General features: G+C 42.3%; 24 protein-coding genes. 5 read left to right on the top strand and 19 right to left on the bottom strand.

Annotated features, from left to right (window positions below; all coding sequences use genetic code 11):
- Nucleotides 1-2: 2 nt before the first annotated feature.
- The gene (locus IGK14_RS06445) at nucleotides 3-809 is read left to right on the top strand and encodes an AraC family transcriptional regulator (RefSeq protein ID WP_154694416.1); all 807 of its coding nucleotides are present in this window, start codon (nucleotides 3-5) and stop codon (nucleotides 807-809) included.
- Here the strand turns inward: IGK14_RS06445 and recO are convergent.
- The 9 genes from recO to IGK14_RS06400 form a co-directional block, all read right to left on the bottom strand.
- Nucleotides 803-1576, bottom strand: a complete 774-nt coding sequence (gene recO / locus IGK14_RS06440; protein ID WP_074535734.1) for a DNA repair protein RecO — start codon at nucleotides 1574-1576, stop codon at nucleotides 803-805. The genes IGK14_RS06445 and recO overlap by 7 nt on opposite strands.
- Before the next feature lie 94 nt (nucleotides 1577-1670).
- Nucleotides 1671-2570, bottom strand: a complete 900-nt coding sequence (gene era / locus IGK14_RS06435; protein ID WP_005225846.1) for a GTPase Era — start codon at nucleotides 2568-2570, stop codon at nucleotides 1671-1673.
- A 35-nt stretch (nucleotides 2571-2605) separates the two neighbouring features.
- Nucleotides 2606-2995 carry a diacylglycerol kinase family protein gene (locus IGK14_RS06430; RefSeq protein ID WP_016610244.1) on the bottom strand — a complete coding sequence of 130 codons (390 nt, stop codon included), beginning with the start codon at nucleotides 2993-2995 and terminating at the stop codon, nucleotides 2606-2608.
- Nucleotides 2979-3455, bottom strand: coding sequence for an rRNA maturation RNase YbeY (gene ybeY, locus IGK14_RS06425; protein WP_005225844.1), 477 nt, complete (start codon nucleotides 3453-3455; stop codon nucleotides 2979-2981). Before ybeY ends, IGK14_RS06430 begins: the two co-directional genes overlap by 17 nt.
- Nucleotides 3455-5656, bottom strand: coding sequence for an HD family phosphohydrolase (locus tag IGK14_RS06420; RefSeq protein WP_010748045.1), 2202 nt, complete (start codon nucleotides 5654-5656; stop codon nucleotides 3455-3457). Before IGK14_RS06420 ends, ybeY begins: the two co-directional genes overlap by 1 nt.
- A gap of 21 nt (nucleotides 5657-5677) precedes the next feature.
- A complete protein-coding gene (locus tag IGK14_RS06415) occupies nucleotides 5678-6652 on the bottom strand; it encodes a PhoH family protein (protein ID WP_005225842.1) in 975 nt (324 codons plus the stop codon).
- Between the two features lie 171 nt (nucleotides 6653-6823).
- A complete protein-coding gene (locus IGK14_RS06410) occupies nucleotides 6824-7273 on the bottom strand; it encodes a GatB/YqeY domain-containing protein (RefSeq protein WP_005225841.1) in 450 nt (149 codons plus the stop codon).
- Between the two features lie 33 nt (nucleotides 7274-7306).
- Nucleotides 7307-7483 carry a 30S ribosomal protein S21 gene (gene rpsU / locus IGK14_RS06405; RefSeq protein ID WP_002356740.1) on the bottom strand — a complete coding sequence of 59 codons (177 nt, stop codon included), beginning with the start codon at nucleotides 7481-7483 and terminating at the stop codon, nucleotides 7307-7309.
- Nucleotides 7484-7643: 160 nt separating this feature from the next.
- A complete protein-coding gene (locus IGK14_RS06400) occupies nucleotides 7644-8075 on the bottom strand; it encodes a Fur family transcriptional regulator (protein ID WP_154694415.1) in 432 nt (143 codons plus the stop codon).
- Between the two features lie 95 nt (nucleotides 8076-8170).
- Here IGK14_RS06400 and IGK14_RS06395 point away from each other — a divergent pair, with 95 nt between their 5' ends.
- Nucleotides 8171-9058 carry a pyruvate, water dikinase regulatory protein gene (locus IGK14_RS06395; RefSeq protein WP_010748043.1) on the top strand — a complete coding sequence of 296 codons (888 nt, stop codon included), beginning with the start codon at nucleotides 8171-8173 and terminating at the stop codon, nucleotides 9056-9058.
- A gap of 81 nt (nucleotides 9059-9139) precedes the next feature.
- On the opposite strand, the gene thrB is transcribed toward IGK14_RS06395, so the two are convergent.
- From thrB to trxB, 6 genes are all read right to left on the bottom strand, one after another.
- Entirely contained in the window at nucleotides 9140-10009 is an 870-nt protein-coding gene (gene thrB / locus IGK14_RS06390; protein WP_231473553.1) for a homoserine kinase, read from the bottom strand.
- On the bottom strand, nucleotides 10006-11064 hold the full coding sequence (gene thrC / locus IGK14_RS06385; RefSeq protein WP_005225830.1) for a threonine synthase: 1059 nt from the start codon (nucleotides 11062-11064) through the stop codon (nucleotides 10006-10008). The genes thrB and thrC overlap by 4 nt, the downstream gene beginning before the upstream one ends.
- 2 nt (nucleotides 11065-11066) lie before the next feature.
- Entirely contained in the window at nucleotides 11067-12317 is a 1251-nt protein-coding gene (locus tag IGK14_RS06380) for a homoserine dehydrogenase (RefSeq protein ID WP_438711886.1), read from the bottom strand.
- A 116-nt stretch (nucleotides 12318-12433) separates the two neighbouring features.
- A complete protein-coding gene (locus IGK14_RS06375) occupies nucleotides 12434-12727 on the bottom strand; it encodes an ArsR/SmtB family transcription factor (protein WP_005225828.1) in 294 nt (97 codons plus the stop codon).
- A gap of 247 nt (nucleotides 12728-12974) precedes the next feature.
- Entirely contained in the window at nucleotides 12975-14702 is a 1728-nt protein-coding gene (locus tag IGK14_RS06370) for a phospho-sugar mutase (RefSeq protein WP_087627355.1), read from the bottom strand.
- Nucleotides 14703-14849: 147 nt separating this feature from the next.
- The gene (trxB, locus tag IGK14_RS06365) at nucleotides 14850-15782 is read right to left on the bottom strand and encodes a thioredoxin-disulfide reductase (RefSeq protein WP_015509534.1); all 933 of its coding nucleotides are present in this window, start codon (nucleotides 15780-15782) and stop codon (nucleotides 14850-14852) included.
- 185 nt (nucleotides 15783-15967) lie between these two features.
- On the opposite strand from trxB, the gene IGK14_RS06360 reads away from it, so the two are divergent.
- Entirely contained in the window at nucleotides 15968-17353 is a 1386-nt protein-coding gene (locus IGK14_RS06360; RefSeq protein ID WP_154694413.1) for an MATE family efflux transporter, read from the top strand.
- Between the two features lie 152 nt (nucleotides 17354-17505).
- Complete coding sequence (locus IGK14_RS06355; protein ID WP_005225824.1) at nucleotides 17506-17976, top strand: glutathione peroxidase; 471 nt, start codon at nucleotides 17506-17508, stop codon at nucleotides 17974-17976.
- Between the two features lie 235 nt (nucleotides 17977-18211).
- Here IGK14_RS06355 and IGK14_RS06350 read toward each other — a convergent pair whose 3' ends face one another.
- Together IGK14_RS06350 and IGK14_RS06345 are read right to left on the bottom strand one after the other, a co-directional pair.
- On the bottom strand, nucleotides 18212-19645 hold the full coding sequence (locus IGK14_RS06350) for a 6-phospho-beta-glucosidase (RefSeq protein ID WP_008378424.1): 1434 nt from the start codon (nucleotides 19643-19645) through the stop codon (nucleotides 18212-18214).
- A 20-nt stretch (nucleotides 19646-19665) separates the two neighbouring features.
- A complete protein-coding gene (locus IGK14_RS06345) occupies nucleotides 19666-21057 on the bottom strand; it encodes a 6-phospho-beta-glucosidase (protein ID WP_005225822.1) in 1392 nt (463 codons plus the stop codon).
- Nucleotides 21058-21317: 260 nt separating this feature from the next.
- Here IGK14_RS06345 and IGK14_RS06340 point away from each other — a divergent pair, with 260 nt between their 5' ends.
- A complete protein-coding gene (locus tag IGK14_RS06340) occupies nucleotides 21318-22238 on the top strand; it encodes a MurR/RpiR family transcriptional regulator (protein WP_010748037.1) in 921 nt (306 codons plus the stop codon).
- A gap of 78 nt (nucleotides 22239-22316) precedes the next feature.
- Here the strand turns inward: IGK14_RS06340 and IGK14_RS06335 are convergent, their stop codons facing one another.
- Both IGK14_RS06335 and licT read right to left on the bottom strand, forming a co-directional pair.
- Entirely contained in the window at nucleotides 22317-24236 is a 1920-nt protein-coding gene (locus IGK14_RS06335) for a beta-glucoside-specific PTS transporter subunit IIABC (RefSeq protein ID WP_154694412.1), read from the bottom strand.
- Between the two features lie 201 nt (nucleotides 24237-24437).
- Nucleotides 24438-25280, bottom strand: coding sequence for a BglG family transcription antiterminator LicT (licT, locus tag IGK14_RS06330; RefSeq protein ID WP_154694411.1), 843 nt, complete (start codon nucleotides 25278-25280; stop codon nucleotides 24438-24440).
- Nucleotides 25281-25446: the final 166 nt, after the last annotated feature.

Raw genomic sequence — 25446 nt, 5'->3', positions numbered from 1 at the left:
CTATGCCTATCTACTTTTATCAAACCAATCAGCAGCTGCCTTTATCTCTGGAAAGCATCGGCAACGATTGGACGCAAGATGACGTCGCTCGTCCTGATGGCTATCCCTACTTCCATTGGCTGCAAACCGAGCAAGGGGAAGGCCGAATCACATTTGGTCAGGAATCGTTTATCTTACGTCCAAATGAAGGCATTTTGATTTTTCCTTTTACGCCCCATCGCTATTATCCATTGACTGACTGGAAAACATCCTTCGCCACATTCCAAGGCCCTTTGGCAGCTGAGGTGTTAAAGCAGTACACGAATCAGCCCTATATATTAGCTGAAGAGTCAGAAACCTTTTCTTATGTCACCTGGATCAATCAACGGATCAAAGAAGACCAACAAATCAGTTGGGACCCGCTACGGGCTTCTAGCGAATGTTACCACTTTTTATTGGCGATCATGCAAGAACGCTCAGGGAATCCAACAGAAAAACACCCGCTGTTCCAACAATATCTGGTTCCCGTTATACAAGAAATCGAAACGAATTACGATCAGGCGATCACGATCAAAGAACTAGCAGGGCTCGTCTATGTGTCACCACAGTATCTCTCACGTTTGTTCCAACGTTTTTTGGGGCAATCTACTGCACAATATTTATTGAACTACCGCATGACCCGAGCCAAAGAGCTTTTGGTGGCACAGCCAGATCTGCCCATTCAACAAGCTGCCTTCGCAGTGGGGTTTCAAGATGCAAGTCACTTTACAGCATTATTCAAAAAAAGAGTCGGCTTAACTCCATTAAAGTTTCGCCAACTCTATCATTGATTTTTCGGTTTTAAGACGTCTTGCCATTGCCCCATCTGATCGATAAACTTCTTACTTTTTAGATAAATGCCCACATATTCATCATATAATAAATCAATCACTCGTCGGATCGCGGCTTTCGTTTCTGGCTTTAATTTGATTGAAGCAATCTGCTCGTAGGATATTTGCGAAAATAAGCGAATAAAATGGATCGCCCGAGAATCAGCATGATAACGACGTTCGTCCATCCCCCAGTGCTGTTCACATAAAATACCGCTATATTTTGAGGAATAGTCAAACCGACCGTCGGTTTTTCCGCAGATCGCACAATGGGTCCAATTCGGGGTGATCCCGAAACGGTGCAAAATCTGGATCTCAAAAATATTGGTGATGATCTCTGCGTCGTTTTCTTGGTCCATTAATTGCAAGGCCTCATGTAAAAATTGGTATAGATGTGGGTCATAGACCCGATCATCAATAGCAGAATCAGCCAAATTCAATAAGTAGGTTGCATAACCAGCAATAAAAATATCACTTTGGATCGTACGAAAAGGATGGATGTCTTTGGCATTGTTTAAAAAGGACAAGCCTTCCGTTTTGATGGTTCCCATGTAGGTGGCTTCAGTATAGGAGAGCAGTGCTGGTGCCAAGGGGTTGTTTTTCCGATGGGCACCCTTGACATAAAACATTTGCTTCCCAGCAGATTCCGTAAAGATTTTGACTAGCTTGTCTTTTTCTTTATGGTCTTTTGAAAAAAGTAAGATTCCTTTTGTTTCAACAAGATTCATCGTCGCACCCCATTTCTTTAAAAAAAACTGATCCAGTTCGCTAACTGCATCAGTTTTTCTTCATTAAAACAGATCATGTTTGATCTGCATGTCATCAATACTCATCTTTGCGATAGCCATAATCTGTTAAGAATGTTTGCTTGTCGCGCCAATCTTTTTGAACTTTTACCCATAATTCCAAGAAGACTTTGTCATCTAACAAGTGTTCAATGTCTAAACGAGCTTTCGTACCGATCTGTTTCAGCATTTTTCCGCCTTTGCCGATGATAATGCCTTTTTGACTGTCACGTTCGACAATGATCGTCGCTTGAATATGCACCTTGTCATTGTGGTCTCGTTTCATGGAGTCAACCACGACCGCTACTGAGTGAGGTACTTCATCTCTGGTCAGTAGCAAGACTTTTTCCCGCACCAATTCGGAAACGATAAAGTATTCTGGATGATCCGTGATTTGATCCTCTGGGAAGTACTGAGGCCCTTCTGGCATTTCATCGATCAGTAGCTTCATTAACGTTTCGAAATTATTGCCTTCTGTTGCGGAAATCGGTACGATCTCAGCAAAGTCCATTTGTGAGGAGTAGTCTTCAATAATTGCCAATAAGGCATCTGGATGGACTTTATCAATTTTATTGATCACGAGGAAAACCGGTGTCTGACTTTGGCGCAATCGTTCGATAATAAAATCATCGCCCTTCCCACGCTTTTGGTCCGCACTGATCATAAATAGCGTCACGTCAACTTCTCGCAGTGCACTATAGGCGGTTTCAACCATAAAATCGCCTAAACGGTGTTTGGGTTTGTGGATCCCTGGTGTATCGATAAAGATCAGCTGTGCGTCATCCGTCGTGTAGACCCCTTGGATTTTGTTACGGGTCGTTTGCGCTTTGTCACTCATGATCGCGATTTTTTGTCCTACGACTCGATTTAGTAGTGTTGATTTCCCAACATTTGGCCGCCCGACGATCGCAACGAAGCCTGATTTGTGTGTTGTCATTGTTGTTCCCCTTTATCTTGTGGTTTTGGTGCGCATCAGAAGAGCTGCAGCAATTTTGGCAAGAAGATGATCGCTGCGACGACTAACGCAAAAACTGCAGTCATCAGCACGGCACCAGCTGCCATATCTTTGATTTTTTTTCCAATAGGATGGAAATGGAAATCTGTAAACATATCTACGACGTTTTCAAAGACGGTGTTGATGATCTCAACGATCCAGACTAAGAAAACAGCTAGCAGCAACCAGAGCCATTCCATTTGACTCAAACGGAAAATAAAGCCCGCAATGATCGCAACGATTCCTAGTGCAACATGTTTACGCATATTGCGTTCCTCTTTAAATACGGTTTTTATACCAGTGAAAGCAAATTCGATCGACGAAATAAATTGTTTGTTTTTCCCAATATTCTTATCTTTTGAGTCCATAGGCATCCAGTATTTCCTTTTGCAATCCAAACATTTCCTTTTCATCTTCAGGTGTCATATGATCATAGCCATTGATATGCAAGAAACCATGTAACGCCAAGAAACCCAGCTCCCGATCATAGGTATGCCCGTATTCAGCAGCTTGTTCTTTCGCTCGTTCAATGGAGATCATAATATCTCCAAGATCACGCGGCAGCTCTTCAAGGGCTTCGTCAAAAATGATCGACAGCTCTTCGTCTGTTTCTTCTTCAAAGGCAAAACTAATGACATCCGTTGGCATATCTTTGCCGCGGTACTCCCGATTGATTTCTTGGATCGCCGCATTGTCCATAAATGTGACGGACATTTCTGTATCCTCTGGAAGTTCTAAATGTCCTGCAGCAAATTGCAACAGTCCTTCGATCTCTTTGATCTTGGTTTCCCCCACTGAATTTGTCTCATCTAAAAAGGTAATCTCCATTAGCGCTCTCTTCTTTCTTGTTCTTCTTTCATTTTCTCTGCTTCCGACTTCATTTTTGGATATTTGATCCGTGAATGGAAGGTACTGCAAAGTCCGTTGACCAGTGATTTTTCAATCATTCGGATTTCTTTCAAAGTCAGGCCTGTTTCATCCAGTTGACCGTCTAAGATCCGATCATTGATGAGATTTGCAACAAATTCTTGAATCTTTTGATTTGTTGGATTTTCCATCGCTCGAACAGCTGCTTCACAACTATCCGCGATACTCACAACGCCAGCTTCTCGTGTTTGCGGTTTTGGACCAGGATAACGGAAATCTTCTTCCGTCACCTCGGGATTACGCTCTTTGGCTTTCACGTAGAAATAACGCATCAAGGTCGTGCCATGGTGTTGACGACAAATGTCGATCACCATGCGCGGCATTTTGGCTTCTTCGAGAATTTCCGCCCCATCGATCACGTGACCGAAGATAATTTGTTTGCTGTCTTCAGGCAACAAGAAATTATGCGGGTTTTCGGCACCAGCAGGTAAATTTTCTACGAAGAAATTGGCATGTTTGACCTTGCCGATATCATGGTAATAACAAGCCACACGAGTCAGTAAGCTTTGCCCGCCGATTTCGGCAACGGCATTGGCACTAAGATTGGCAACCATCATACTGTGATGATACGTTCCTGGCGCTTCTTCCAGCAACTGTTTTAACAATGGATGATTCGGGTTACTCAATTCATTTAACACGATCATACTCTCATCCGTCACCAACAATTCGATGTAAGGATGTAGTCCCATCGTTAGCAAATAGCTTAAGAGAGAGCCTGCTAAACCACAAATGATCGTGGTCCAAGTGTTCCCGCGAGCAAAATCCATTCCTTGGAAAATCACCAGCACAAAACTCAGTAAGAGCGGAAAGACGATCACCCACGCTACTGCCGTTTTCCCTTGACTAGCGATGCGGGCGCGCTTGATCATCGTTCCCATCAAGCCAGAGAACAAATAGGTGACTAAGACGGTCGTCAACAAGTTGGTTCCGCTAGAATCAAAGTAAATAAAGAGTGCACTGATTACTTGGAAAATCGCAGACAAAATCCCCAAACGACGGCTGGAGAAAATACTCAGGATCAACGGTGTAAACGCAGCTGGGAAAAACAGCGGGATAAAGGTCACTAATTCAGATTGGAAAAGTTGGAAAAACTTCATGATCAAAATACTGAATGCCATTGCCAAAATATAAAACGTGACCGCATTCATCCGTTTTTCCACGTCTTTCGTCTGTTTCGTGTAATAAAACACCATAAGCATCTGTAAGACTGTTGCTAACACTAAAGCGATCAATGGAAAAACAGAAAAGGTCTGATTAGTCATTCCTAAAAGCTGCAGCTTCTCTAGGGCATTGGCATCGATCTGCGAGCCCTCACGGACAATGATCTCTCCTTGATAAATCATCACTGGAGGAACAGCATCCATGGCGGTTTGACGTGCTTCTTCTGTCCGTTTTTCATTTGGGATATCGTTCACGACGATTCCTTGATTGACTAAGAAACGTAAGACAGAAGCCATGTCTGAGCTAACGTCTAAGAACTGGATCTTATCTTCCGCCTCAGAACGAAACGTACTTAATTCCGTTTGGCGGATCTGTTTCGCCATTTGTTCATCAACTAATTGTAGCGCATAGGTACGCACTGTATTTAATTCATCATCACTTAATGAGAACATCGTCGTCAAAAAATTATTGGTAAATGACTGATAAAAATCCAGTTCATCATCACTCATTTTTTCAAATTCTTGTTTTAAGGCTGCGATATATTCATCTGTACTAGGTTTAGGGATATTTTCATCCTCATCGGCCTCAGCCACTTTTTTTTCATGAGCTTCATCCACTGATTTTTTGACTGAAGCAACTAAGTCAAATAAATGATCGATACGATCATGCTGCGTTTGCGCCAGTGTATCCTGATACGTGTACTCTGGTGGTACAGCTTCGGCAGCCAGTTTACGTTTTTGTTCCGTCGCAGCGGTATTTTCGATCGTTTTATTGGCACGGATATTTTCTTCCGCCACTTGACCTTCGCTATAATCGACATTGTTTTGTTTGACGCTGGTGTACATGATACCAATCGAAAAAAGAAAGAAAAGGAACATCAAAACTGGTAGATAGAATTTCCCAAGTCTTTCTCTAAATTTCCGTAGTGGTTGAATGATCATAGTTCTCCTCCTAAAAGACGATTAGCGCTTGTCTTTAAGATCTGCTTCTTCATATGCGCGAATGATCTCGGCAACAACTGGATGCCGCACGACATCTCCTGCTTCAAAATTAGCAAAAGCAATTTTAGGGATCTCTTGTAACGTTCGTTCGGCGTGGATCAGGCCGCTTAAAGTCCCTTTTGGCAAATCGATCTGGCTGGTATCGCCATTGACGATCATTTTAGAGTTGAATCCTAAACGGGTCAAAAACATTTTCATTTGAGCGATCGTCGTATTTTGCGCTTCATCTAAAATGACAAAGGCATCTTCTAGCGTACGTCCACGCATATATGCCAATGGTGCGATCTCAATGACGCCTCGTTCCATGAGACGGTTCGTATGGTCCATCCCAAAAATTTGATACAACGCATCATAAACGGGGCGTAAGTAAGGATCAACTTTTTCTTTCAAGTCTCCTGGTAGGAAACCAAGATTTTCTCCTGCTTCAACGGCGGGACGTGTCAAAATGATTTTTTGCACTTGGCCTTTCTTTAGAGCTGCAATTGCCATTACGACTGCTAAGAAGGTCTTTCCGGTTCCAGCGGGGCCGACACCAAACACTACATCATGTTTACGGACGGCTTCGATATATTTTTTTTGCCCAGCATTTTTCGCTCGGATCGGTTTGCCGTTACGGTCTTTGATGATCTCTTCTTCATACATATCTTTGAAATAATCAAGACTGCCCTTATTCACCATATTCAAAGCAGTGATCACATCAGGGGTACTGATATTGATGCCTCGCTTGATCAACTCTTGCAAAGCCCGAATCACGGATTGTGCCTTTTCAGCGGCTTCAGTTTCTCCTACGATTTGGATCAGCTCACCACGAGTGTGAATGACCGTTCCTGTGGAGTCTTCAATAATTTTGATGTTCTTATCGTGGGCACCTAATAATAAACGAACGTCATCGTTTTCACTAAGTGTTATCTCGATCGTTATTGTTTTGTCTGTCAAATATGTTACAGCTCCTTTTTTGGCGTTCTTATTAATAATAACATAAGATGGAAAAAAGAAAAATTACTTATCAAGCACAACAGTCGTTTCCCCTTGTCCTTATGCTTTTTTTAAGTTTTCGAAATCAGAAAAAAAAGCCGCAAGCATGTCATCCATACTTGCGGCGTGAGCTTACATTTGATCCAATAATTCTTTAACGATCGCATTGACTTGATTACCGTCTGCTTTGCCTTTAACTTGTGGCATTACAGCACCCATCACTTTTCCAAATTCTTTGGAAGAAGAAGCACCAGTTTTTTCAATCGCTCCAGCGACGATTTGGCGGATTTCCGCTTCATCGAGTTGTGCTGGCAAATATTTTTCAACAACTGCAATTTCAACTTTGACTTTCTCTGCTAGATCATTTCGGTCAGCTTTCTCAAACTCATTTAAAGAATCACGACGCTGTTTCATCTCACGAGACAAAACGGTCAACTCTTCTTCTTCATTCAAGTCAGAACCTTTTTTGATCTGCTCATTTTGAATTGATGCTTTCAACATGCGGATCACCTGCAAGGTTTCCTTGTCTTTGGCTTTCATCGCTGTCTTCATGTCATCATTCAGTGTACTTAGTAGTGTCACACTACCAGCTCCAATTCTCAAAACAGTAGAAAATTAGAATTTTTTGCGTTTTCTAGCTGCTTCAGATTTTTTCTTACGCTTTACGCTAGGTTTTTCGTAAAACTCACGTTTACGAGATTCCTGTAAAGTACCCGCTTTTGACACGGAACGTTTGAAGCGACGAAGAGCATCGTCAAGTGATTCGTTTTTGCGAACGACTGTTTTTGACATGTAAATTCCCTCCCTCCGAGCTTAAAAAGTAACCGTAGTTGTTATTGAAATAAAATCCCAAAAAACACGACTGTCCTTTAAAAATTATAGCTAACCCCTGAAAAAGTGTCAAGGCATTCTGTTAAAAAAGTCTTCGATCCCATCAAGTTTGTTTGGGTTTTCATTGACATTCTTCACAACGGCCCAAAATCTCGAAGCGATGTCCCTCGATCAAGCAGCCAGGAAGCTGTTCTTGGAAGAAGTCCATCGGGCAAATATGCAGTTCTTTTGTTTTGCCACAAACCGTGCAAATAAAGTGATGGTGATGATGGTCCTCTAATTCTGCACAGCAGTTATAGCGAAACTTCATCTCCCCGTTCAGCTCTGTTTCTTCTAAAATACCGATCTCAGAAAAATCATGCAGATTACGGTAGATCGTATCATAGCTCAAGCCAGGATACTTTTCTGACATGTATTCATGAATTTCCTTGGCTGGCAAATAGCGATTGCGTTTCACTAAATAGGCGATGATCGCTTCTCTTTTTTTGGTGTATTTAAAGCCATTTTCTTTCAATGTAGTCATGGCATGCTCAATAAGTGTTTGATTTTTCATCGTAGGCCCTCCTGATAAATCAAAATCATTCCGATTCTATCGATCTTAAGTATGGTATAATGAAATCAATAAAAAAGCAAGAGAGGATTTTTCTTATGAAGCCAACTGAACCTGAACAACCAGACTTGCAAGAAAAATTGCAAACCAGTGCCGCAGTGACGATGTTCGTGTTGTCGGACTCTGCCGGCGAAACGGCATCGAAGCTTGCACAAGCGACAATGGCCCAATACCCCAGCGTCGAATTTAACCTTTTTAGACGCACGTTTATCCACACAAAAGAGCATTTGATCAAAGCTTTGTCTGATGCAAAAAAACACAACGCCATTATTCTTCATACCTTGATCAAAGAAGAACTTGTGGATTTGACGAATCATTTTTGTGAAGAAGCTGACCTTTACCATTTCGACGTATTGACCCCTCCAGTAAGTGAAGTAGAACGCCGAACTGGCGTAGCACCTTCACGAGAGCCAGGGGCTTTGCACCACTTAAACGAAAATTATTTCAAACGCATCAAAGCCATGGAATTTGCGGTTATGTACGATGATGGGAAAGACCCTCGTGGTTTCTTGGAAGCAGATGTCGTGTTACTAGGGGTTTCTCGGACGTCAAAAACGCCTTTGAGTCTATTTCTAGCAAACAAAAATTTAAAAGTTGCTAACCTGCCTTTAGTACCGCAAGCCCACATCCCAAAACAGCTCTGGGAAATCGATCCGAAAAAAATCGTCGGGCTAACAAACGATCCGAATGTGTTAAACAGTATTCGCAAAGAACGGATGCGCTCCTACGGATTGAACCCAGATTCTGCGTATTCCGATATCGAAAAAATCAAAGCGGAGCTGACGTTTGCCAATGATCTGTATGAAAAACTAGGCTGTGTCGTGATCAATGTCGCTTCTCTTTCCATCGAAGAAACCGCCTCTATGATTTTGAATGCATTAAACTTAGAAGATCATAGCTATTACACGTCAGAAACGAAAGACTAACCTCGATGAAGCAATGAAAAATGGTGAGCAGAAAATCTTCTGCTCACCGTTTTTGGTCTGTGGCTCATTTATTATTCTCTTTTAGAACACTTGCAGCCCTTCACGATCGATTTGTAATTGTTCGATATACGCATTGCTCTCCAAGGCGTGCAAAAGTTTTGAGATTCGTTCTGCCCGTTCCTCTGGGACGATCGCTAAGACCGTAGGACCTGCGCCGCTTAAGAAACAGCCATAGCCGCCTTCTTCTTCGCAGATTTGGCGAATGGTCGACAAGTGCGGCACAAGCTTTTCCCTATAGGCTTCATGAAAACGATCCTGTTGCATCAATTTTCCTGCAAGAGGCAGATTGCCATTGATGACCGCTGCGATCATCACGTTGGCGATCGCACTGGCTTCGACAGCTTGCTCGTGCGAAAGGGTCTGCGGCAAAACTTGACGACTTGCTTCAGTCAACAGTTCTTCATGAGGAATATAGGCAATGATCTCGCACTCTGGAAAATGATGCTTGACTAAATACGTATGCTTGTGCTGATGATCGTAAGCAGCAACCGCAAAATCTCCATAAATCGCTGGTCCAACGTTGTCAGGATGCCCTTCGATGGCAGTTGCGATCTCAAGCTTTTGTGCTACACTCAGATTCATGTGGGCCATGCGGTTGGCTAGTTCAATCCCGGCGACGATCACCGAGGAACTGCTGCCTAAGCCTCTTGCCAAAGGAATGTCCGAACTCATTCGGATTTTCAAAGGCTTCATGTTTGGTGCTAATTTCAATGCCACACGCAAAAGCAAGTTGGTTTCGTCCGTTGGGATCTCTGAACCTAGCTCATGGATGATTTCCCACGTATCGTTTTCTTTTAAAACTTCAATGAACAAATACTTTGACAGGGCAATCCCGCAGGAATCAAAACCAGGCCCTAAGTTCGCACTGGTTGCAGGAACGCGGATCTTCATAGATTGGCAACTCCTTCACGAAGATGCTGACGCATTTCTTCTAAATCACTCATCTTATTGATGGTTACTTCTGTCGCTTTGATAGCTGTATCAGGATCCTTCAGACCATTTCCAGTAAAGACGGCAACGACAGTCTCACCTGGTTTGATTTTCCCTGCTTTCACGTGCTGGATGACACCAGCCAGCGAGGCAGCTGAGCCTGGTTCAATAAACACACCATCTTGCGCAGCAATTTTACGGTAAGCATTCAAAATTTCCTCATCGGTTACTGCATCGATGTGTCCATTTGATTCATCACGAGCGGCTTCTGCCAACTGCCAGCTGGCTGGATTGCCGATCCGAATCGCTGTAGCAATCGTTTCTGGTTGTTCGATGACTTCACCACGGACGATCGCAGCAGCACCTTCAGCTTCAAACCCATGCATTCTTGGCAACGCGGTGCCTTTTTTCTCATGCCATTCTTTGAACCCTTTCCAATATGCCGAGATATTCCCTGCATTACCGACAGGAATCGCAAGAACATCCGGTGCTTGTCCTAATTGTTCGCATACTTCAAAGGCCGCTGTTTTTTGTCCTTCTAAACGATAAGGATTGACTGAGTTTACTAGCGCCACGGCTTCGGTTTCTGCAATATCTCGTACTGCTTTTAACGCTTCATCAAAGTTTCCTGGGATCGAAATGATGTCGGCTCCATAAACGATTGCTTGCGCCAATTTTCCCATAGCGATCTTGCCATCTGGAATAACAACATAGGCTTTGATCCCCGCTCTGGTCGCATAAGCTGCTGCTGCCGCACTGGTATTTCCTGTCGATGCACAGACGATTGCTTTGGCACCTTCTTCCACCGCTTTTGCCACCGCCATGACCATCCCTCGGTCTTTAAAAGAGCCTGTCGGATTCAGCCCTTCGTATTTTCCATACAATTGAATCCCTAATTCCTTGGAAAGGCTTGGTAAGGGAATCAACGGCGTGTTGCCTTCAGCCAGCGACAATGCTGGTGTATTTTCGTTGACTGGCAGATATTCCTTGTATTGATGCAATAATCCTTGATACATGTTTATTCCTCCATCACTTTCATTATTTGTATGTCTTGTGCATCGGTATAAGTTGCGAGTTTTACTGTTAGCTCTTTTTCGCTCATTGGATTGGTGATTCCAGCTATTCGTTGGTCTGCTTCGTTGAACACCGTTTGCTCAAACGCAAACCATTCTGGAAGAGCGTTCCCTTTGATCTCTTGACTTGAAAAAGACACATAATGCCGGCTAGGAACTTCTTCTACAGATGCTAATGCTGTTTCTTTTTCAAAAGTTAGAAAAGGTTCAACGATCCCAAAACTTTTATTTTTTGCTAAAACGGTCAAATCCGCTACCACGCTGGTGGCCGTCGGTCGTGATCCTGCTCCTGGTCCATAAACCATTGATTGATCGATGCCTTCACTCTCGATAAAAATGCCATTAAACTCGTTTTGGATCGTCGCTAACGCATGGTTTTTCGGCACTAATACAGGTCCAACTGACACAGTAAGGGAACCGTCAACTGTCTTTTGTGCTACACCGATCAACTTCACTTCATAACCAAAGGCTTGTGCCTGCTTAATATCTGCCACAGCTAAGCCGCGGATGCCTTTTGTTGCCACATCAGCAACATAGATCGTTTTCCCAAAAGCAAATTTGGTCAGGATCACCATTTTATAGGCCGCATCGATACCGTCAACATCATTAGTAGGATCTGATTCGGCAAAACCTTTTGCTTGGGCTTGTGACAAAGCATCTTCATAGGTCATGCCATCTTCCGTCATTTTTGTCAGCATATAATTGGTCGTCCCATTGACGATACCAAAAATCCCTGTGATGGTATCAGGCAGATAGTGGGTGCTCAATGTACGCAAGATCGGAATGCCACCACCCACGCTGGCTTCATAATAAAGAGACACCCCGGCTTTTTCAGCGATTGCCAGCAGTTCAGGTCCATGGGTGGCAATCAAGTCTTTATTTGCCGTCACAACGTGCTTCTTATTTTCTAAAGCAGCTGAAATAAACGCTTTTGCCGGATCGATCTTCCCGATCAATTCCACAATTACGTCGATGGTCTCATCTTCAAACAACTCATTTGCCTCATTCGTCAACGCAAACCCGTACTTAGCCGCTAACGCAGACTTATCCTCGTAAGGCGAAGCTAATGCTTTCGTGATTTGCACACTGACTCCTGTGCGTGCCAGAATGGCTTCTTTTTGCTCTGCCAACACTTGGCATACCCCGCTGCCGACAACACCCATTCCTAATAATCCAATGTTCAATTGCTTACCCATAATGCCCCCTAACTGAAAACGTTATTAAAAACCGTTCATCTAATTTTAATATTTCCACTAGCATACCAAAAACAATAAGAAAAAACTAGGACTTTTGAGAAATTCTCGCCCTAGTTTTAACGGTGATGGATATGTTCGAATGTTTTTTGCAAAATATCCACAACATGTTTGTCATCAAGACTATAAAGGATGGTTTTTCCTTGTCTTTCCGACTTTACGATCCGATTATCTTTCAAAAGTTTCAGCTGATGAGAAACTGCTGATTGTTCCATATGTACTTGTTCTGCAATCGAAGTGACATTGCGCTCTCCTTCTTGAAGAGACAACAAAATTTTTAGTCTAGTGGGATCACTAAGCATTTTAAAAATCTGTGTTACTTGCTGAATTTCTTCTAGTTTCGGCGTAGTCATCGCGCCACATCCTCTCTTATTTCCTTTTGCATTTTAGCCCTTGATAGACAGCTTGTCAATCAATGCTCGACGATCAAGGAGAAGAAACCAGCTAAAAGACAAGAATAGATCCAAGCGTCAGAAAATTCCCTTTAGAAGCTTCGGTCCTTCAACACCTGTTTGCTGAGGGAAGCGAACGCTTCTTTTTCTACCACTCGGATCATTCAGTCAATTGCAATTTTTTTGATTATGAAGACATCAGATGACTTTATTCACCTGTGATTTCTTCGATCGCTGCTTGCAGATCAGCAATTTTTTGTTCTGCTGCTTCTGCCGTATCGCCTTTTACACCAATATAAAACTTGATTTTAGGTTCGGTCCCAGAAGGACGAACAGCAATCCAGCTTTCATCTTCCAAGGTGTATTTCAAAACATCAGAAGGCGGTGTGGTCATTTTTTGTTGGTGACCATCTAAGCCCACACGAGTCAACAATTTAAAGTCTTCTGTTTGCACGACAGGGGTTCCTGCGAAGACGGAAGGTGCTTTTTCACGGAAAGTCTTCATCAAGGCAGCAATCTTAGTTGCCCCTTCCATGCCGCTCATCGTTACAGAAATCGTTTTTTCTGCATAGTAGCCGTACTCTTCAAAAATATCTTGCAGACCATCATACAATGTTTTGTCTGATTGTTTGTAAAAAGCAGCCACTTCTGCTAATAAAACGAGCGCTTGGATCGCGTCCTTGTCCCGTACGAATGGTTTAACTAAGTAGCCATAGCTTTCTTCAAAGCCAAACATGAAAGTTTGAGAATGGTCTGTTTCAAATTGTTGGATTTTTTCGGCAATAAATTTAAAGCCAGTTAAAACATTGATCATATCAACATCGTAGGATTTAGCGATCGCTGTTGGCAATTCACTAGAAACGATCGATTTTAAGACTGCTGCATTTTCTGGCAATGTTCCAGCTGTTTTATGGGCTTCTAGAATGTAACGGATCATCAATGCACCTAACTGGTTACCTGTCAAGACTTGGTAGTTGCCATCTGGCATTCTTACTGCAGCCCCTAAGCGATCGGCATCTGGATCTGTTGCGATCAATAGATCAGCACCTTCTTTTTCTCCTAAAGCAATCGCATATTCAAAGGCAGAGTGCTCTTCTGGATTCGGTGATTTTACTGTACTGAAGTTTGGATCAGCAACCGCTTGTGAGGGTTCAATAATGAATTGTTGGAAACCAGCTTGTTTCAACGCTTTCTCGCCAAGCATCCGCCCTGTTCCGTGAAGTGGTGTATAGACAAGTTTCAAATCTTTGCCCACCGTATCGATCAATTCTTGATCGATCGTAACTTCTTTGATTTCTTTCAGATAGGCAGTATCGATTTCTTCGCCAATAATAGAGATCAAGCCGCTGTTTTTGGCTTCTTCTTCACTTAATACAGGGATCTCCAACGGATTTTCAATTTCCCGAACAAATTTTGTCAATGCATCCGCATCTGCTGGTGGCATTTGCCCACCATCTTCCCCATATACTTTGTAGCCATTGTATTCGGCTGGATTGTGAGAAGCAGTGATCATGATTCCAGTAAAGGTTTTTAAGTAACGCACAGCAAAAGATAATTCTGGCGTCGGACGTAAGCTTTCAAAGACAAAGGCTGGAATATCATGTTTTGCCAATGTTTTTGCTGCTTCCATCGCGAACTCAGGTGAAAAATGACGGGAATCATAGGCAATCGCTACGCCACGACGTCTTGTTTCGGGATCTTGTGTATCCATAAAGCGAGCCAAGCCTTCCGTTGCTTGACGAATCGTATAAATGTTCATCCGATTGATACCAGGTCCTAAAATCCCTCGCATGCCAGCAGTCCCAAATTCCAAAGGCATATAAAAAGCGTCTTCTAACATCGCAGGATCTGCTTCTAATGCGGTCAATTGTTCTTTTAATTGTGGATCTAAGTGTTCACTGTTTTTCCATTGATTAAATGTTTGTTCCCATGCCATAAAATAACCTCTCCTTTTTCCGTTAAAATGCTCTAAAATTAGTATAACACTACTTACAGATTTCTCAAAGAATAACCAAACGAAAAATAAAAAAAGCTGCTATCAAAAGTGATTGACACTTTAAAAATAACAGCTAATTCCATTAGATTATTTTGTTAATTGAGCATCCTTTTGTGTTTCAATAAAATCAAACACTTGTTGACCAGCAATACTGCCATCGCCGACTGCCGTTGTGATTTGACGCAAGCCTTTTTCACGAACATCGCCAATCGCGTAAACACCAGGAATTGAAGTTTCCATCTGATCATTTGTTAAGATCCAGCCAGCATCATTCGTGATACCGCTAGCTTTGAATGGTTCTGTCAACGGATCTAAACCAACATAGATAAAGACACCGCCAGCAGCTTCTTCTGTCACTTCATCCGTTTTTACGTTTCTGATTTGCACGCCAGTTACGACCATCTCATTGCCTTTGATTTCTTCCACAACAGAATCCCAAATAAAAGAGATTTTCTCGTTGGCAAATGCGCGGTCTTGGATGATTTTTTGTGCTCGTAATTCATCACGACGGTGAACGATCGTTACTTCAGAAGCAAATTGCGTTAAGTAGATAGCTTCTTCGACTGCTGAGTCGCCTCCACCAACAACGATCAAGCGTTTGTTACGGAAAAAGGCACCGTCACAAACCGCACAGTATGAAACTCCGCGTCCTGCGAATTCTTCTTCGCCTTTGACGCCTAACTTTCTATGTACACATCCTGTGGCAATGATGACTGTTTTCCCTTGATAGGTTTTGTCTTCGGTGGCAACTTCTTTGAACTCACCTTGATCCGTGATGCTTTGAACGATCCCATAGGCATTTTCAACACCAAATTTAATGGCACCTTCATACATTTTAAATGCTAATTCAGGGCCTAAGATTGATTCGAAGCCAGGATAGTTTTCAACCTCAGCCGTATTGTTCATTTGTCCGCCAGGTGCTCCTCGTTCAATCATTAGTACTGATAAATTCGATCTTGACGCATAAAGCGCTGCTGTCATCCCCGCAGGGCCTGCGCCGATGATAATTACATCATACATATATTTCCCTCCAATTTGGACTACCCATACTTTACTTTCAAAAGCAAATTCTTTCAACTCATCTGCTTACAAAAAATAATAAGATATTCCTGCTTTTACTTTTGAAAATTACATTGACTTTCTTTTCAATTTTTGTAAAATTTTCACGATACGTCTATTATATAGAAAATAAGGAGTCCTTACAATTGAATAAGAAAAAACTTTTAGGAAAATCAGACCGTGAACTGATTTTTCTCAGCTGGCCGATTTTTGTTGAGCTATTTTTGCGGGTCGTTATTGGGAATGTCAACGTTTGGATGATTTCTCATTATTCCGAGCCAGCAGTAGCGGCCGTCAGTGCTGCCAATCAACTATTGAATTTAACGGTCTTTATTTACGGTTTCATCACCGTGGGTACTCAGATCATTATCGCACAATTGATTGGTGCGAAAAAACGCGACCAGATACCGAAAGTCATCAATACCGCTCTTTTTGGGTCATTGTTCATCGGGATTTTGATCAGCTTGATGTTCCTTTTCGGCTCAACCTACCTTTTGCGATTCATGGGCTTAGATGCTGAATTAGTTGCTTTAGGTCATGGATACTTACAAGTGTATGGCGGAAGTCTGTTCCTTTCATCGATCACGGCGGTCATAATTGCTGTCATGCGTAGCCACAGTTTCACAAAACCTGCGTTATTGGTACCGATGTTTGCTAGTATCCTAGCCGTCATTGGCAATTACTTTGTCTTATACAGCCCCTTTGGTTTACCGAATTTCGGTGTGACTGGATTGGCATTTTCTAGCGTCTTTGGTAATTCGATCGGTTTACTAATTGCCGCCATGTTGCTGAAGAAACATGTGAATTTTTCTGTTTTATCTGCCCGTTTCTCGAATGTCGCTTGGGGCGTGATGAAAAACATTTTGACTTACGGATTGCCTTCTTCTGGCGAGTCTCTTTCCTATCAAGGAGCGCAAGTCGTAGTGACGATGATCGTGGCTCAACTAGGTGCAAGTGTCTTGATTGCAAAATCTTACGTAACAGCTATCACCCAATTTGTTTATTTGATCGCCTCCGCATTGAGTCAAGGGAATCAAATCATGATTGGACGCAATGTCGGTGCGGGTGAATTCGATCGCGCGCATCAGCGAGGCATGCGCACGATGGTGATCGGGATCATCGCCTCGGTAACGATCTGCTTATTGACCTATCTATTTATTGAACCGATCATGGGGATCTTTACTTCCAATACCGAAGTAATCGAGATTGCTAAAGGTGTCTTTTTAGTAGAGATCGTCTTAGAAACAGCGCGTGCAGTCAATATGATCCTAGTTGGTTCATTAAATGCAAGTGGTGACGTGAAGTTCCCATTGATCTGCAGCCTAATTGTTCTATGGGTCATCAGCTTACCGTTTTCATACTCACTGGCCATCGTCTTTAAATTTGGCTTGATCGGCGTTTGGATCGCTTATGCCATTGACGAAGCATTGCGCAGTGTCTTAATGATCTATCGCTGGCATTCTGGGGTATGGAAAACTAAATCTGTCGTTCATCCACAAGAAGCAGAACCTGAAGTCTTACCAGAAGCATAATAAGAGTCCAGTGGTCCCAACGGCCGCTGGATTTTTTGTTTTTTATAAGAAATAAAATGCGCCAAGAAGTTTGCTTGGTTTTTTTGAAGACTTTGCTCTATACTTATCTCAGAAACTATCGACTATGATTTACATTAAAAGGAGCGTTTGCTATGTCAATTTATGACTACCAAGCAACATTAGAAAACGGCGAAACTTATTCGCTAGCAAACTACGAAGGTCAACCGCTGGTGATCGTCAATACAGCTACAAAGTGCGGGTTGAGCCCGCAGTTCAAAGAATTACAAAGTCTTTATGAAACCTATAAAGACCAAGGGTTGGTCGTTCTAGGGTTTCCTTCTGACCAGTTCAAACAAGAAGTCGGCTCAGCCGAAGAAGCCGCAGCCGCTTGCCGAACCACCTATGGTGTTGATTTTCCGATGCACAAGTTAACGGTGATCAATGGCAAAGACGCAGATCCCTTGTTTCGCTATTTGGAAGCAGAAGCACCGGGTACATTAGGCAAAGCCATTAAATGGAATTTCACGAAATTCTTGGTGGACCGCCAAGGTAAAGTCGTGGAGCGTTTTGCTCCACAAACCAATCCTCAAAAAATGATTCCAGAAATTGAAAAAGTTCTTTAAAAAATGAATAAAGGCGACCTTAAGGACAAAACATGTCATGCTTAAGGTCGCCTTTTTTTGTAATTGCTGCAACGCAAGCCTTTTACAGCACTCTCATTGTCGGTTATCAATAATCTCTGAACAGCCATTTCTACTTATACAAATCATTCGTTTCAATAGATTTTAAAAAGACTTTAAAAAAACTGCAGTCGATCTACTTAGATTTCTCTAAGGGATCAACTGCAGCTTCTTATAATTAGTTATTCGATAAATCTTCACCGTTTGAAGCAATCACTTGTTTGTACCAATCAAATGATTTTTTCTTTGTTCGTTTCAAGGTGCCGTTTCCTTCATTGTCACGGTCCACATAAATGAAACCATAGCGTTTTTTCATTTCACCTGTTCCAGCTGAAACTAAATCGATACAACCCCAAGTCGTGTAACCCAATAAGTCGACACCATCTTGTTCAACCGCATCTTTCATTGCTTGAATATGCTCTGCCAAGTATTGGATCCGGTAGTCATCTTCCACATAGCCATCTGCATCTGGTGTATCCACAGCTCCTAAGCCGTTTTCAACGATAAACAATGGTTTTTGGTAGCGATCATAAATGTCATTCATTGTGATGCGCAAACCAAGTGGATCAATCTGCCACCCCCACTCACTTGCTTCCAAGTATGGGTTTTTCACAGAGGCAAAAATATTGCCAGCCGTTTGTTCTAATAATTCAGCGTCCGTGGTTGATACGCGGGAAGAATAGTAAGAGAAGGAAATAAAGTCTACGGTGTGAGCTTTCAACAGCTCAAGGTCGCCTTCTTCCATTTTGATTTCGATCCCATTGCGTTCCATTTCTTTCAGCGCATATTGTGGATATTCCCCACGTGATTGAACATCAATAAAGAAATAGTTTTCGCGATCTGCTTTGCGTGATTCCCAGACATCTTCTGGTTTGCTTGTATATGGATAGTATGCGCCAGCAGCTAACATACAGCCTACTTTGTTCTCAGGGTCGACTTCATGAGCGATTTTCGTTGCGATCGCAGAGGCCAATAGCTCATGGTGAGCCGCTTGGTATTTCACTTGCTCAACGTTATCGCCTTCTTCAAAGTAAAGACCTGCTCCCATAAATGGCGCATGGAGAATCATGTTGATTTCGTTGAAGGTCAACCAGTATTTTACTAATCCTTTGTAACGGTTGAAAATCACGTTACACAAGTTTTCATAGAATCCGACCAATTCACGAGAACGCCATGCCCCGTATTTTTCAACTAAATGCATTGGGCAATCAAAGTGAGTGATCGTTACTAATGGTTCGATCCCATATTTGTGGCATTCTTTGAAAAGATCTTCATAGAACTTCAAGCCGTCTTCATTTGGTTCTGTTTCATCCCCTTTAGGGAAAATCCGACTCCAAGCGATCGACAAACGGTAGGTTTTAAAGCCCATTTCGCCAAATAGCGCGATGTCTTCTTTGTAGCGATGATACATATCGATCGCTTCTTTTGCTGGGTAGAAATGTTCGTCATCAAAATCGAACATTTTCATTTGACCAGTAATGACTGGAAAACGATCTTTGCCGATCGGTACCACGTCAACGTTTGCCAAGCCGCGTCCGCCTTCTTGGTAGCCTCCTTCACATTGATTGGCAGCTGTTGCGCCGCCCCATAAAAAGTCTTTTCTAAATGCCATGTTTCTTTCCTACTTTCTCTTTATTTAACTAGTTCGCGATCAAGTTCGCGGGCTACTTCATCTTGTACTTCTACGCCTTCTTTTTCAAGACGTGCGATCGTTTCCTTAAATTTAGGCAAGTGATCTTTGTGGGCAATAAACAGTTCGTCCATGACACGTTTTGCCGTATCACCTGATGGAACCAATGGGTTGATGGTGAAGGCTTGTAATGCGATATTGTAATCCCCCGTCACAGCTGCTTCGATCGTTAATAATTCCATTGCTTTCATTACCTGTAACCAACCTTTTTCAGCTGTCGGTAACTCACCAAAGGCAACATTTCTAGCCCCTTGTCCGCCAACGTAAGCTGTTACTTCGACTACGCAATCGGCAGGAAGATCTGGAACGGCGCCTTCATTTTTGGTTGAAACGACGATTTGGGTATTTTTATTAGCATAAATGGAAGCAATCGTTTCACACGCTGCATCTGAGTAGTAAGCACCACCACGTTTTTGCAGCTGTTCTGGTTTATGATCCAATTCAGGATCTTTGTACAACTCAAACAATTCGGCTTCGGTTTGTTTCACTTGCTGTGCGCGTGTACCGACAGTCTTGTACTCTTCGATCGCATGATTCAACATTTCTTCTTGACGATAGTAATAACGGTGATACCCGCAAGGAATCATCTTCATTTGTTCCAGCTGTTCTTTGTAAAATGGTACATCAAAGATATTCTTCGGTAAGCCATTGTCTTCTTCATACATTTTATCAATAATGTCCATCGTAACGTCATTGCCGTGTGAGTCGGTAACTTTGTGCCAGTGAAAGTGGTTCAATCCTGCAAATTTGTAAATCAATTCGTCAGGTTCTTTGCCAAGCAACGCAGGTTCAACCATCGTTGCCATGACAGGCACGTTACACAACCCGATGACTTTGTCCCATTTTCCGTAACGCACGATTGCTTCAGTCACCATACCGCTTGGATTCGCAAAGTTGATCAACCAGGCATCGGGACACAAGCGTTTCATGTCTTCAACGATTTCAAGAATGATTGGAACCGTACGAAACGCTTTGAACATACCACCAGGGCCGTTGGTTTCTTGACCAATCATGCCGTAATAGGCAGGAATTCGTTCATCTTTGATACGGGCATTCAGCAATCCTACTCGGAATTGAGTCGTAACGAAATCAGCATCTTTTAACGCTTCTTCTCGATCCAATGTCATGTGGATTTTTACATCGTAGGGTGACGCATCCCACATCCGTTGTGCCATCGCACCAACGATTGCTAATTTTTCTTTTCCTGCTTCGATATCTACTAGCCAAATCTCACGAATCGGCAATTCTTCATAGCGTTTGATAAAGCCTTCCATTAACTCCGGGGTATAGCTGCTGCCGCCACCAATGGTTGCAATTTTAATTCCTTTTGTCATTGTATTGCTCCTTTGCTATTTTATTTACATTCTTATTATCATTCATAAAAACATTTGATTCAATGTAAATAGCATATTTAGAAAAAGCGTTTGCAAATCTCGCTTCTTCTTGCAGGTGTTTTGTAAAAAAGATTTACAAAGAGCATCAAATAAGGAATAATTAGGATGTAAACGATTCGCTAGGTACTGAATAAAAACGAATTTCTGTAAAAACCATTTACAAATAATCATAAAAAAATGTAAAAAGGAGCATATATACCATGTTGTTACAAGAAAAAATGCGCCAAATCAAACTAGCACCCGCCGAACGATCGTTGATTGATTATTTATTAGCCAATCCGACCGCGATGGCGGATCAAACCATCAAGGAATTATCTGAAAAAACCTATGTTCATCCTTCTACTTTTATTCGGATCGCAAAAAAATTAGGCTTCAATGGTTGGCTCGACTTAAAAACGGCCTTTGTGGAAGAGCAAACATATATGAGCAGCCATTTTACCGATGTGGATGCGAACTTTCCCTTCTCTTCCCATGACGGTATTATGACCATCGCCAAAAAGTTGGCAAAGCTTGAACAAACAACGATCGAAGATACGCTTTCCTTGATCCATCATGATGAATTACAAAAAGCGAAACAATCGTTGCTCAATGCCAACCATATCAGGATTTTCGCCAGCAATGCCAACACCTTGATTTCTCAAGACTTTGTTTTGAAGATGCGGCGTTTAGGAAAAAGTATCCACGTCTGCGATACCTTCGGCGAAAGTGCCTATGAGGCATCCAACTGTACCTCCGATACGACCGCAATCTTGATTTCTTACACAGGTGAAAACAAAATGGTTAAAGAAATCGGTAAGATTCTCGCCGAACGGCAGGTCTCCATCATTGGGATGACTAGTATTGGCGAGAATGCGTTAGCGAAATTAAGCGATTGTGTCTTAAATATCACAACAAGAGAAAGGCTTTATTCAAAGATCGCGAATTTTACGATCAATACCTCAGTTTGCTACTTGCTAGATTTGTTGTATGCAGTCGTCTTTTCGGAGCACTATGAGAAAAATCTGCAGCATTTGATCGATATTGGGATGGCGTATGATAAGCGCCCCACTTCATCAACGATAATCGCTGAACCAACCTATGATAAAAACCTTCATTATAAAGACTCACTGTTTCCCAATTAAATGACTGTCAAAAAGCGATCGAGCCTTCACGACCGATCGCTTTTATCCTTATATAGCTGTTTTGCAAGTAAACATTTCCTAAACTAAAGCCGTGATCAAGTCATCGGAACAACCAACTTCTCGTTTGTCAGACTCGATGATATCCAAATAATCCGCTGAGTTGGTCACTAGCACTGGGGTCTCAATATTGAATCCTGCTTTGATCAATGCATCTTTATCAAAGCTGATCAATTTTTGTCCACGAGTGACTTTATCGCCTTGCTTCACATGCGCTTCAAAGAACTCACCATTCAATTGAACAGTATCCAAACCAATATGGATCAAAAGTTCTAAACCATTCTCAGAAATCAACCCGATGGCATGTTTGGTTGGGAACAATGTCATCACAGTACCATCAAAAGGAGCCCCAACTTCGCCTTTTGAAGGATGGATCAGGATGCCTTTTCCTAGCACTCCTTGAGCAAAGGCTTCATCTTTGGCACTGCTTAGTGGCGCGATCGTTCCTTCTACTGGAGAAGTGATCACTTCTTTTCGAACAGTCATCGCTGGTTGTCCTTCTGCGATTTCTTCTTCCACTGCATCATCTTTCCAGAAAGCCATGGTCAAACCAAAGCCAATCGCTGCAGCGATCAAGATTCCGAAGACAGAGAACCACATGCCACTAGCGTCGCCTTCTGGAGTGATGTAGTTGAAAATGCCAAAGACCCCTAACCCACCAGAGGTGTAGCTCGTTGTTCCATTGATCATCAAGAAGGCACCTGCGACCGCACCACCGATCATTGAGTAGAAGAACGGCATTTTTTTCGGTAACGTGATCCCATAAATCGCTGGCTCCGTTACACCGAAAAGCCCTGAGATAATAGCTGGTGGACATAGTGCTTTCAGTTTTTTATCTTTCAGTTTAAAGTACATCGCCATCACTACGGCTGTTTGAGCAAAGCTGGCACCAAACGTAGCTACCAAAATCTGACTATAACCAAGTTGCGTGATTTGCATAATGTGTAACGGTACGACTGACCAGTGAAGACCGAAAATAACCAGTACTTGCCAGAAGAAACCTAGCAACAAGCCATAGGCAACTGGTGAGAAGTCCATCAACGCTTCAAATCCTGAGCTCAAAAGATCCGTCAACATACTGATTACAGGTCCAATCACCAAAAACCCAATTGGCAATGCAATCAAGAGAACCAAGAACGGCACTAAGAACGTTTGGACAACAGAAGGAATGATTTTTTTCGCAAATTTTTGAACTTGCGCAGCAAAGGCAATGATAAAGATGACCGGCACCACACTGCTAGTATACGTTGCGCCAACCCACGGAATTCCTAAAAACGTTTCGTACGCAGGCAAGCCTAACAAGCTATACGGTGCAGCAGCTCCCTCGCCAGCGCCTGCAAGAAATGCGGCTTGCAAAACTGATCCTTGAATTGTTGGGTAACAAAGCGCTGACCCGATCACGATTCCCACCATTGGATTTAAGCGAAACTTTTTCGCTGACGTATATCCTAAAATCACTGGCATAAACATGAAGATCGAATCGCCGATCGCATTAAACATCACATAGGTACCAGTCGTCGTTGTATAATCGATCAAGCCTGTTGTACCAATAAAAAGCAACAGTGCGTTTAGTCCTTTGATCATCCCCGCCGCACACAAAGCCCCTAAGAAGGGTTGGAAGCAGCCGCTCAAAATATCGATCAAACGATCAAACAAGTTGCCACCTGAAGCTGTTTCTTCAGCATCACCACTGATTCCTGCTACATCGATCACTTCTGCATAGACATCAGGTACATGGTTCCCGATAACCACCTGGTATTGACCGCCACTCTTCATGACCGTCACGACCCCATCCATGTTCTTTAAGACTTCATCATTTGCGACGCCTTCATCCTTTAATTTAAAACGCAGGCGTGTGATACAATGCGTCAAGCTATTGATGTTCTCTTTCCCACCAACATTTGCTACGATTTTTTCTGCTAATTCACGATATTTTCCCATTTTTGATTCCTCCAATTTTTTTGTATTGAAGGTTTAGCCAACTGAATGTCACTATCCAAAATGTTTTCTTTTTTGATTTCTTGCTACATGGTCAGATGCCTTGAAGCTGATGTTTGATAAGAATCATTGCGAAGAAATTTTTCTTTTTCGACACCTTCTCATGAATCAAAAAATCCTTCTCCTTTCTTGTTTTTTTTTCAATCAACGATTTTTTTGCACAAGTCTGGCAATATGAATCGTTAAATACAAACTTTCGTCACTGGACATTTGATACTGATACTGATTTTCTAATAGCTCAGCGATTTTTTGTACGCATTGATACGCATTTCGATACTTCACTTTGACCATAGCCAAAAGATCTTCATCGGTTTCATCCACATGAGTACTATGGTTTTGCATTCTTGAGACAAAAAATTTCAAATGCGTAGTGAAGCGATAAAAATAAACGGACTCTTCATCAAAGGTTGTTTTGAAAAAATATTTAACAATGTTTATGATGTCTTGCATCGTTTGGGTTAGTTCAGCAATATTGCCTTGGTCACCATTCTCAGTTTGCGCATTGACGAGATGCAGAGCAATAAAGCCAGCTTCGTCATCTGGCAGCTGAATCCCGTAATGTTCTTTGATTTTCTCTACTGTTTTGCAGCCTATTTGGTACTCATCGGGGAAAAAACGCTTGATATCCCACAATAAGACATTTTTGACCGTCATTCCTTTTTTCGATCGTTCAATGGCACAGTGCATGTGATCCGTCAACGAGATATAAATGGAATCATTGATTGGGGATGACAATTCTCGCCGAGCATACTCAATGATCTCATTGGATAATTCAAGATATTCCAGTGGTAAGTCAGCAAGCAGCTCTTGAAATTGAGATAAGATCGTCTGATTTTCTAAGCGATACACTTTATCGACCGTTTCTGAAGAAATTTCATCTCCCACTTTTTTCTTAAATGCAATCCCCCGCCCCATAACAATAATCTCGTTTTGACTTTGATCGGTAGTGATCACAACTTTATTGTTTAACACTTTACTGATTTTCATGTCCTACCCCCACTTACTTTATCATTGCGGATATGGTTCATTGCTTGTCTTTATTGCTGAGCCAACAGTCAACACAGAAAAAACCTCATGAAAGCAGCGCAAATACCGCAGCTTCATCAGGTTTAGCTTGTTAAAAATCAACAATCACTATCCATTAGAACCAGTT

The sequence above is a fragment of the Enterococcus sp. DIV0970a genome, from assembly GCF_051711265.1.
GTDB lineage: Bacteria > Bacillota > Bacilli > Lactobacillales > Enterococcaceae > Enterococcus_D > Enterococcus_D casseliflavus.
This window is presented reverse-complemented; position numbering and strand designations above follow the sequence as displayed.

Bases quoted from the DNA above. Each gene is read 5' to 3' on its own strand.
- IGK14_RS06375 (WP_005225828.1), bottom strand. From the start codon at position 12,727: ATGACTACGCCGAAACTAGAAGAAATTCAGCAAGTAACACAGATTTTT.
- IGK14_RS06430 (WP_016610244.1), bottom strand. From the start codon at position 2,995: ATGGACTCAAAAGATAAGAATATTGGGAAAAACAAACAATTTATTTCG.
- IGK14_RS06355 (WP_005225824.1), top strand. From the start codon at position 17,506: ATGTCAATTTATGACTACCAAGCAACATTAGAAAACGGCGAAACTTAT.
- rpsU (WP_002356740.1), bottom strand. From the start codon at position 7,483: ATGTCAAAAACAGTCGTTCGCAAAAACGAATCACTTGACGATGCTCTT.
- IGK14_RS06380 (WP_438711886.1), bottom strand. From the start codon at position 12,317: ATGGGTAAGCAATTGAACATTGGATTATTAGGAATGGGTGTTGTCGGC.
- IGK14_RS06395 (WP_010748043.1), top strand. From the start codon at position 8,171: ATGAAGCCAACTGAACCTGAACAACCAGACTTGCAAGAAAAATTGCAA.
- recO (WP_074535734.1), bottom strand. From the start codon at position 1,576: ATGAATCTTGTTGAAACAAAAGGAATCTTACTTTTTTCAAAAGACCAT.
- IGK14_RS06345 (WP_005225822.1), bottom strand. From the start codon at position 21,057: ATGACAAAAGGAATTAAAATTGCAACCATTGGTGGCGGCAGCAGCTAT.
- licT (WP_154694411.1), bottom strand. From the start codon at position 25,280: ATGAAAATCAGTAAAGTGTTAAACAATAAAGTTGTGATCACTACCGAT.
- trxB (WP_015509534.1), bottom strand. From the start codon at position 15,782: ATGTATGATGTAATTATCATCGGCGCAGGCCCTGCGGGGATGACAGCA.
- IGK14_RS06335 (WP_154694412.1), bottom strand. From the start codon at position 24,236: ATGGGAAAATATCGTGAATTAGCAGAAAAAATCGTAGCAAATGTTGGT.
- IGK14_RS06350 (WP_008378424.1), bottom strand. From the start codon at position 19,645: ATGGCATTTAGAAAAGACTTTTTATGGGGCGGCGCAACAGCTGCCAAT.
- IGK14_RS06340 (WP_010748037.1), top strand. From the start codon at position 21,318: ATGTTGTTACAAGAAAAAATGCGCCAAATCAAACTAGCACCCGCCGAA.
- thrC (WP_005225830.1), bottom strand. From the start codon at position 11,064: ATGTATCAAGGATTATTGCATCAATACAAGGAATATCTGCCAGTCAAC.
- IGK14_RS06445 (WP_154694416.1), top strand. From the start codon at position 3: ATGCCTATCTACTTTTATCAAACCAATCAGCAGCTGCCTTTATCTCTG.
- ybeY (WP_005225844.1), bottom strand. From the start codon at position 3,455: ATGGAGATTACCTTTTTAGATGAGACAAATTCAGTGGGGGAAACCAAG.
- thrB (WP_231473553.1), bottom strand. From the start codon at position 10,009: ATGAAGATCCGCGTTCCTGCAACCAGTGCGAACTTAGGGCCTGGTTTT.
- IGK14_RS06370 (WP_087627355.1), bottom strand. From the start codon at position 14,702: ATGGCATGGGAACAAACATTTAATCAATGGAAAAACAGTGAACACTTA.
- IGK14_RS06400 (WP_154694415.1), bottom strand. From the start codon at position 8,075: ATGAAAAATCAAACACTTATTGAGCATGCCATGACTACATTGAAAGAA.
- IGK14_RS06420 (WP_010748045.1), bottom strand. From the start codon at position 5,656: ATGATCATTCAACCACTACGGAAATTTAGAGAAAGACTTGGGAAATTC.
- era (WP_005225846.1), bottom strand. From the start codon at position 2,570: ATGACAACACACAAATCAGGCTTCGTTGCGATCGTCGGGCGGCCAAAT.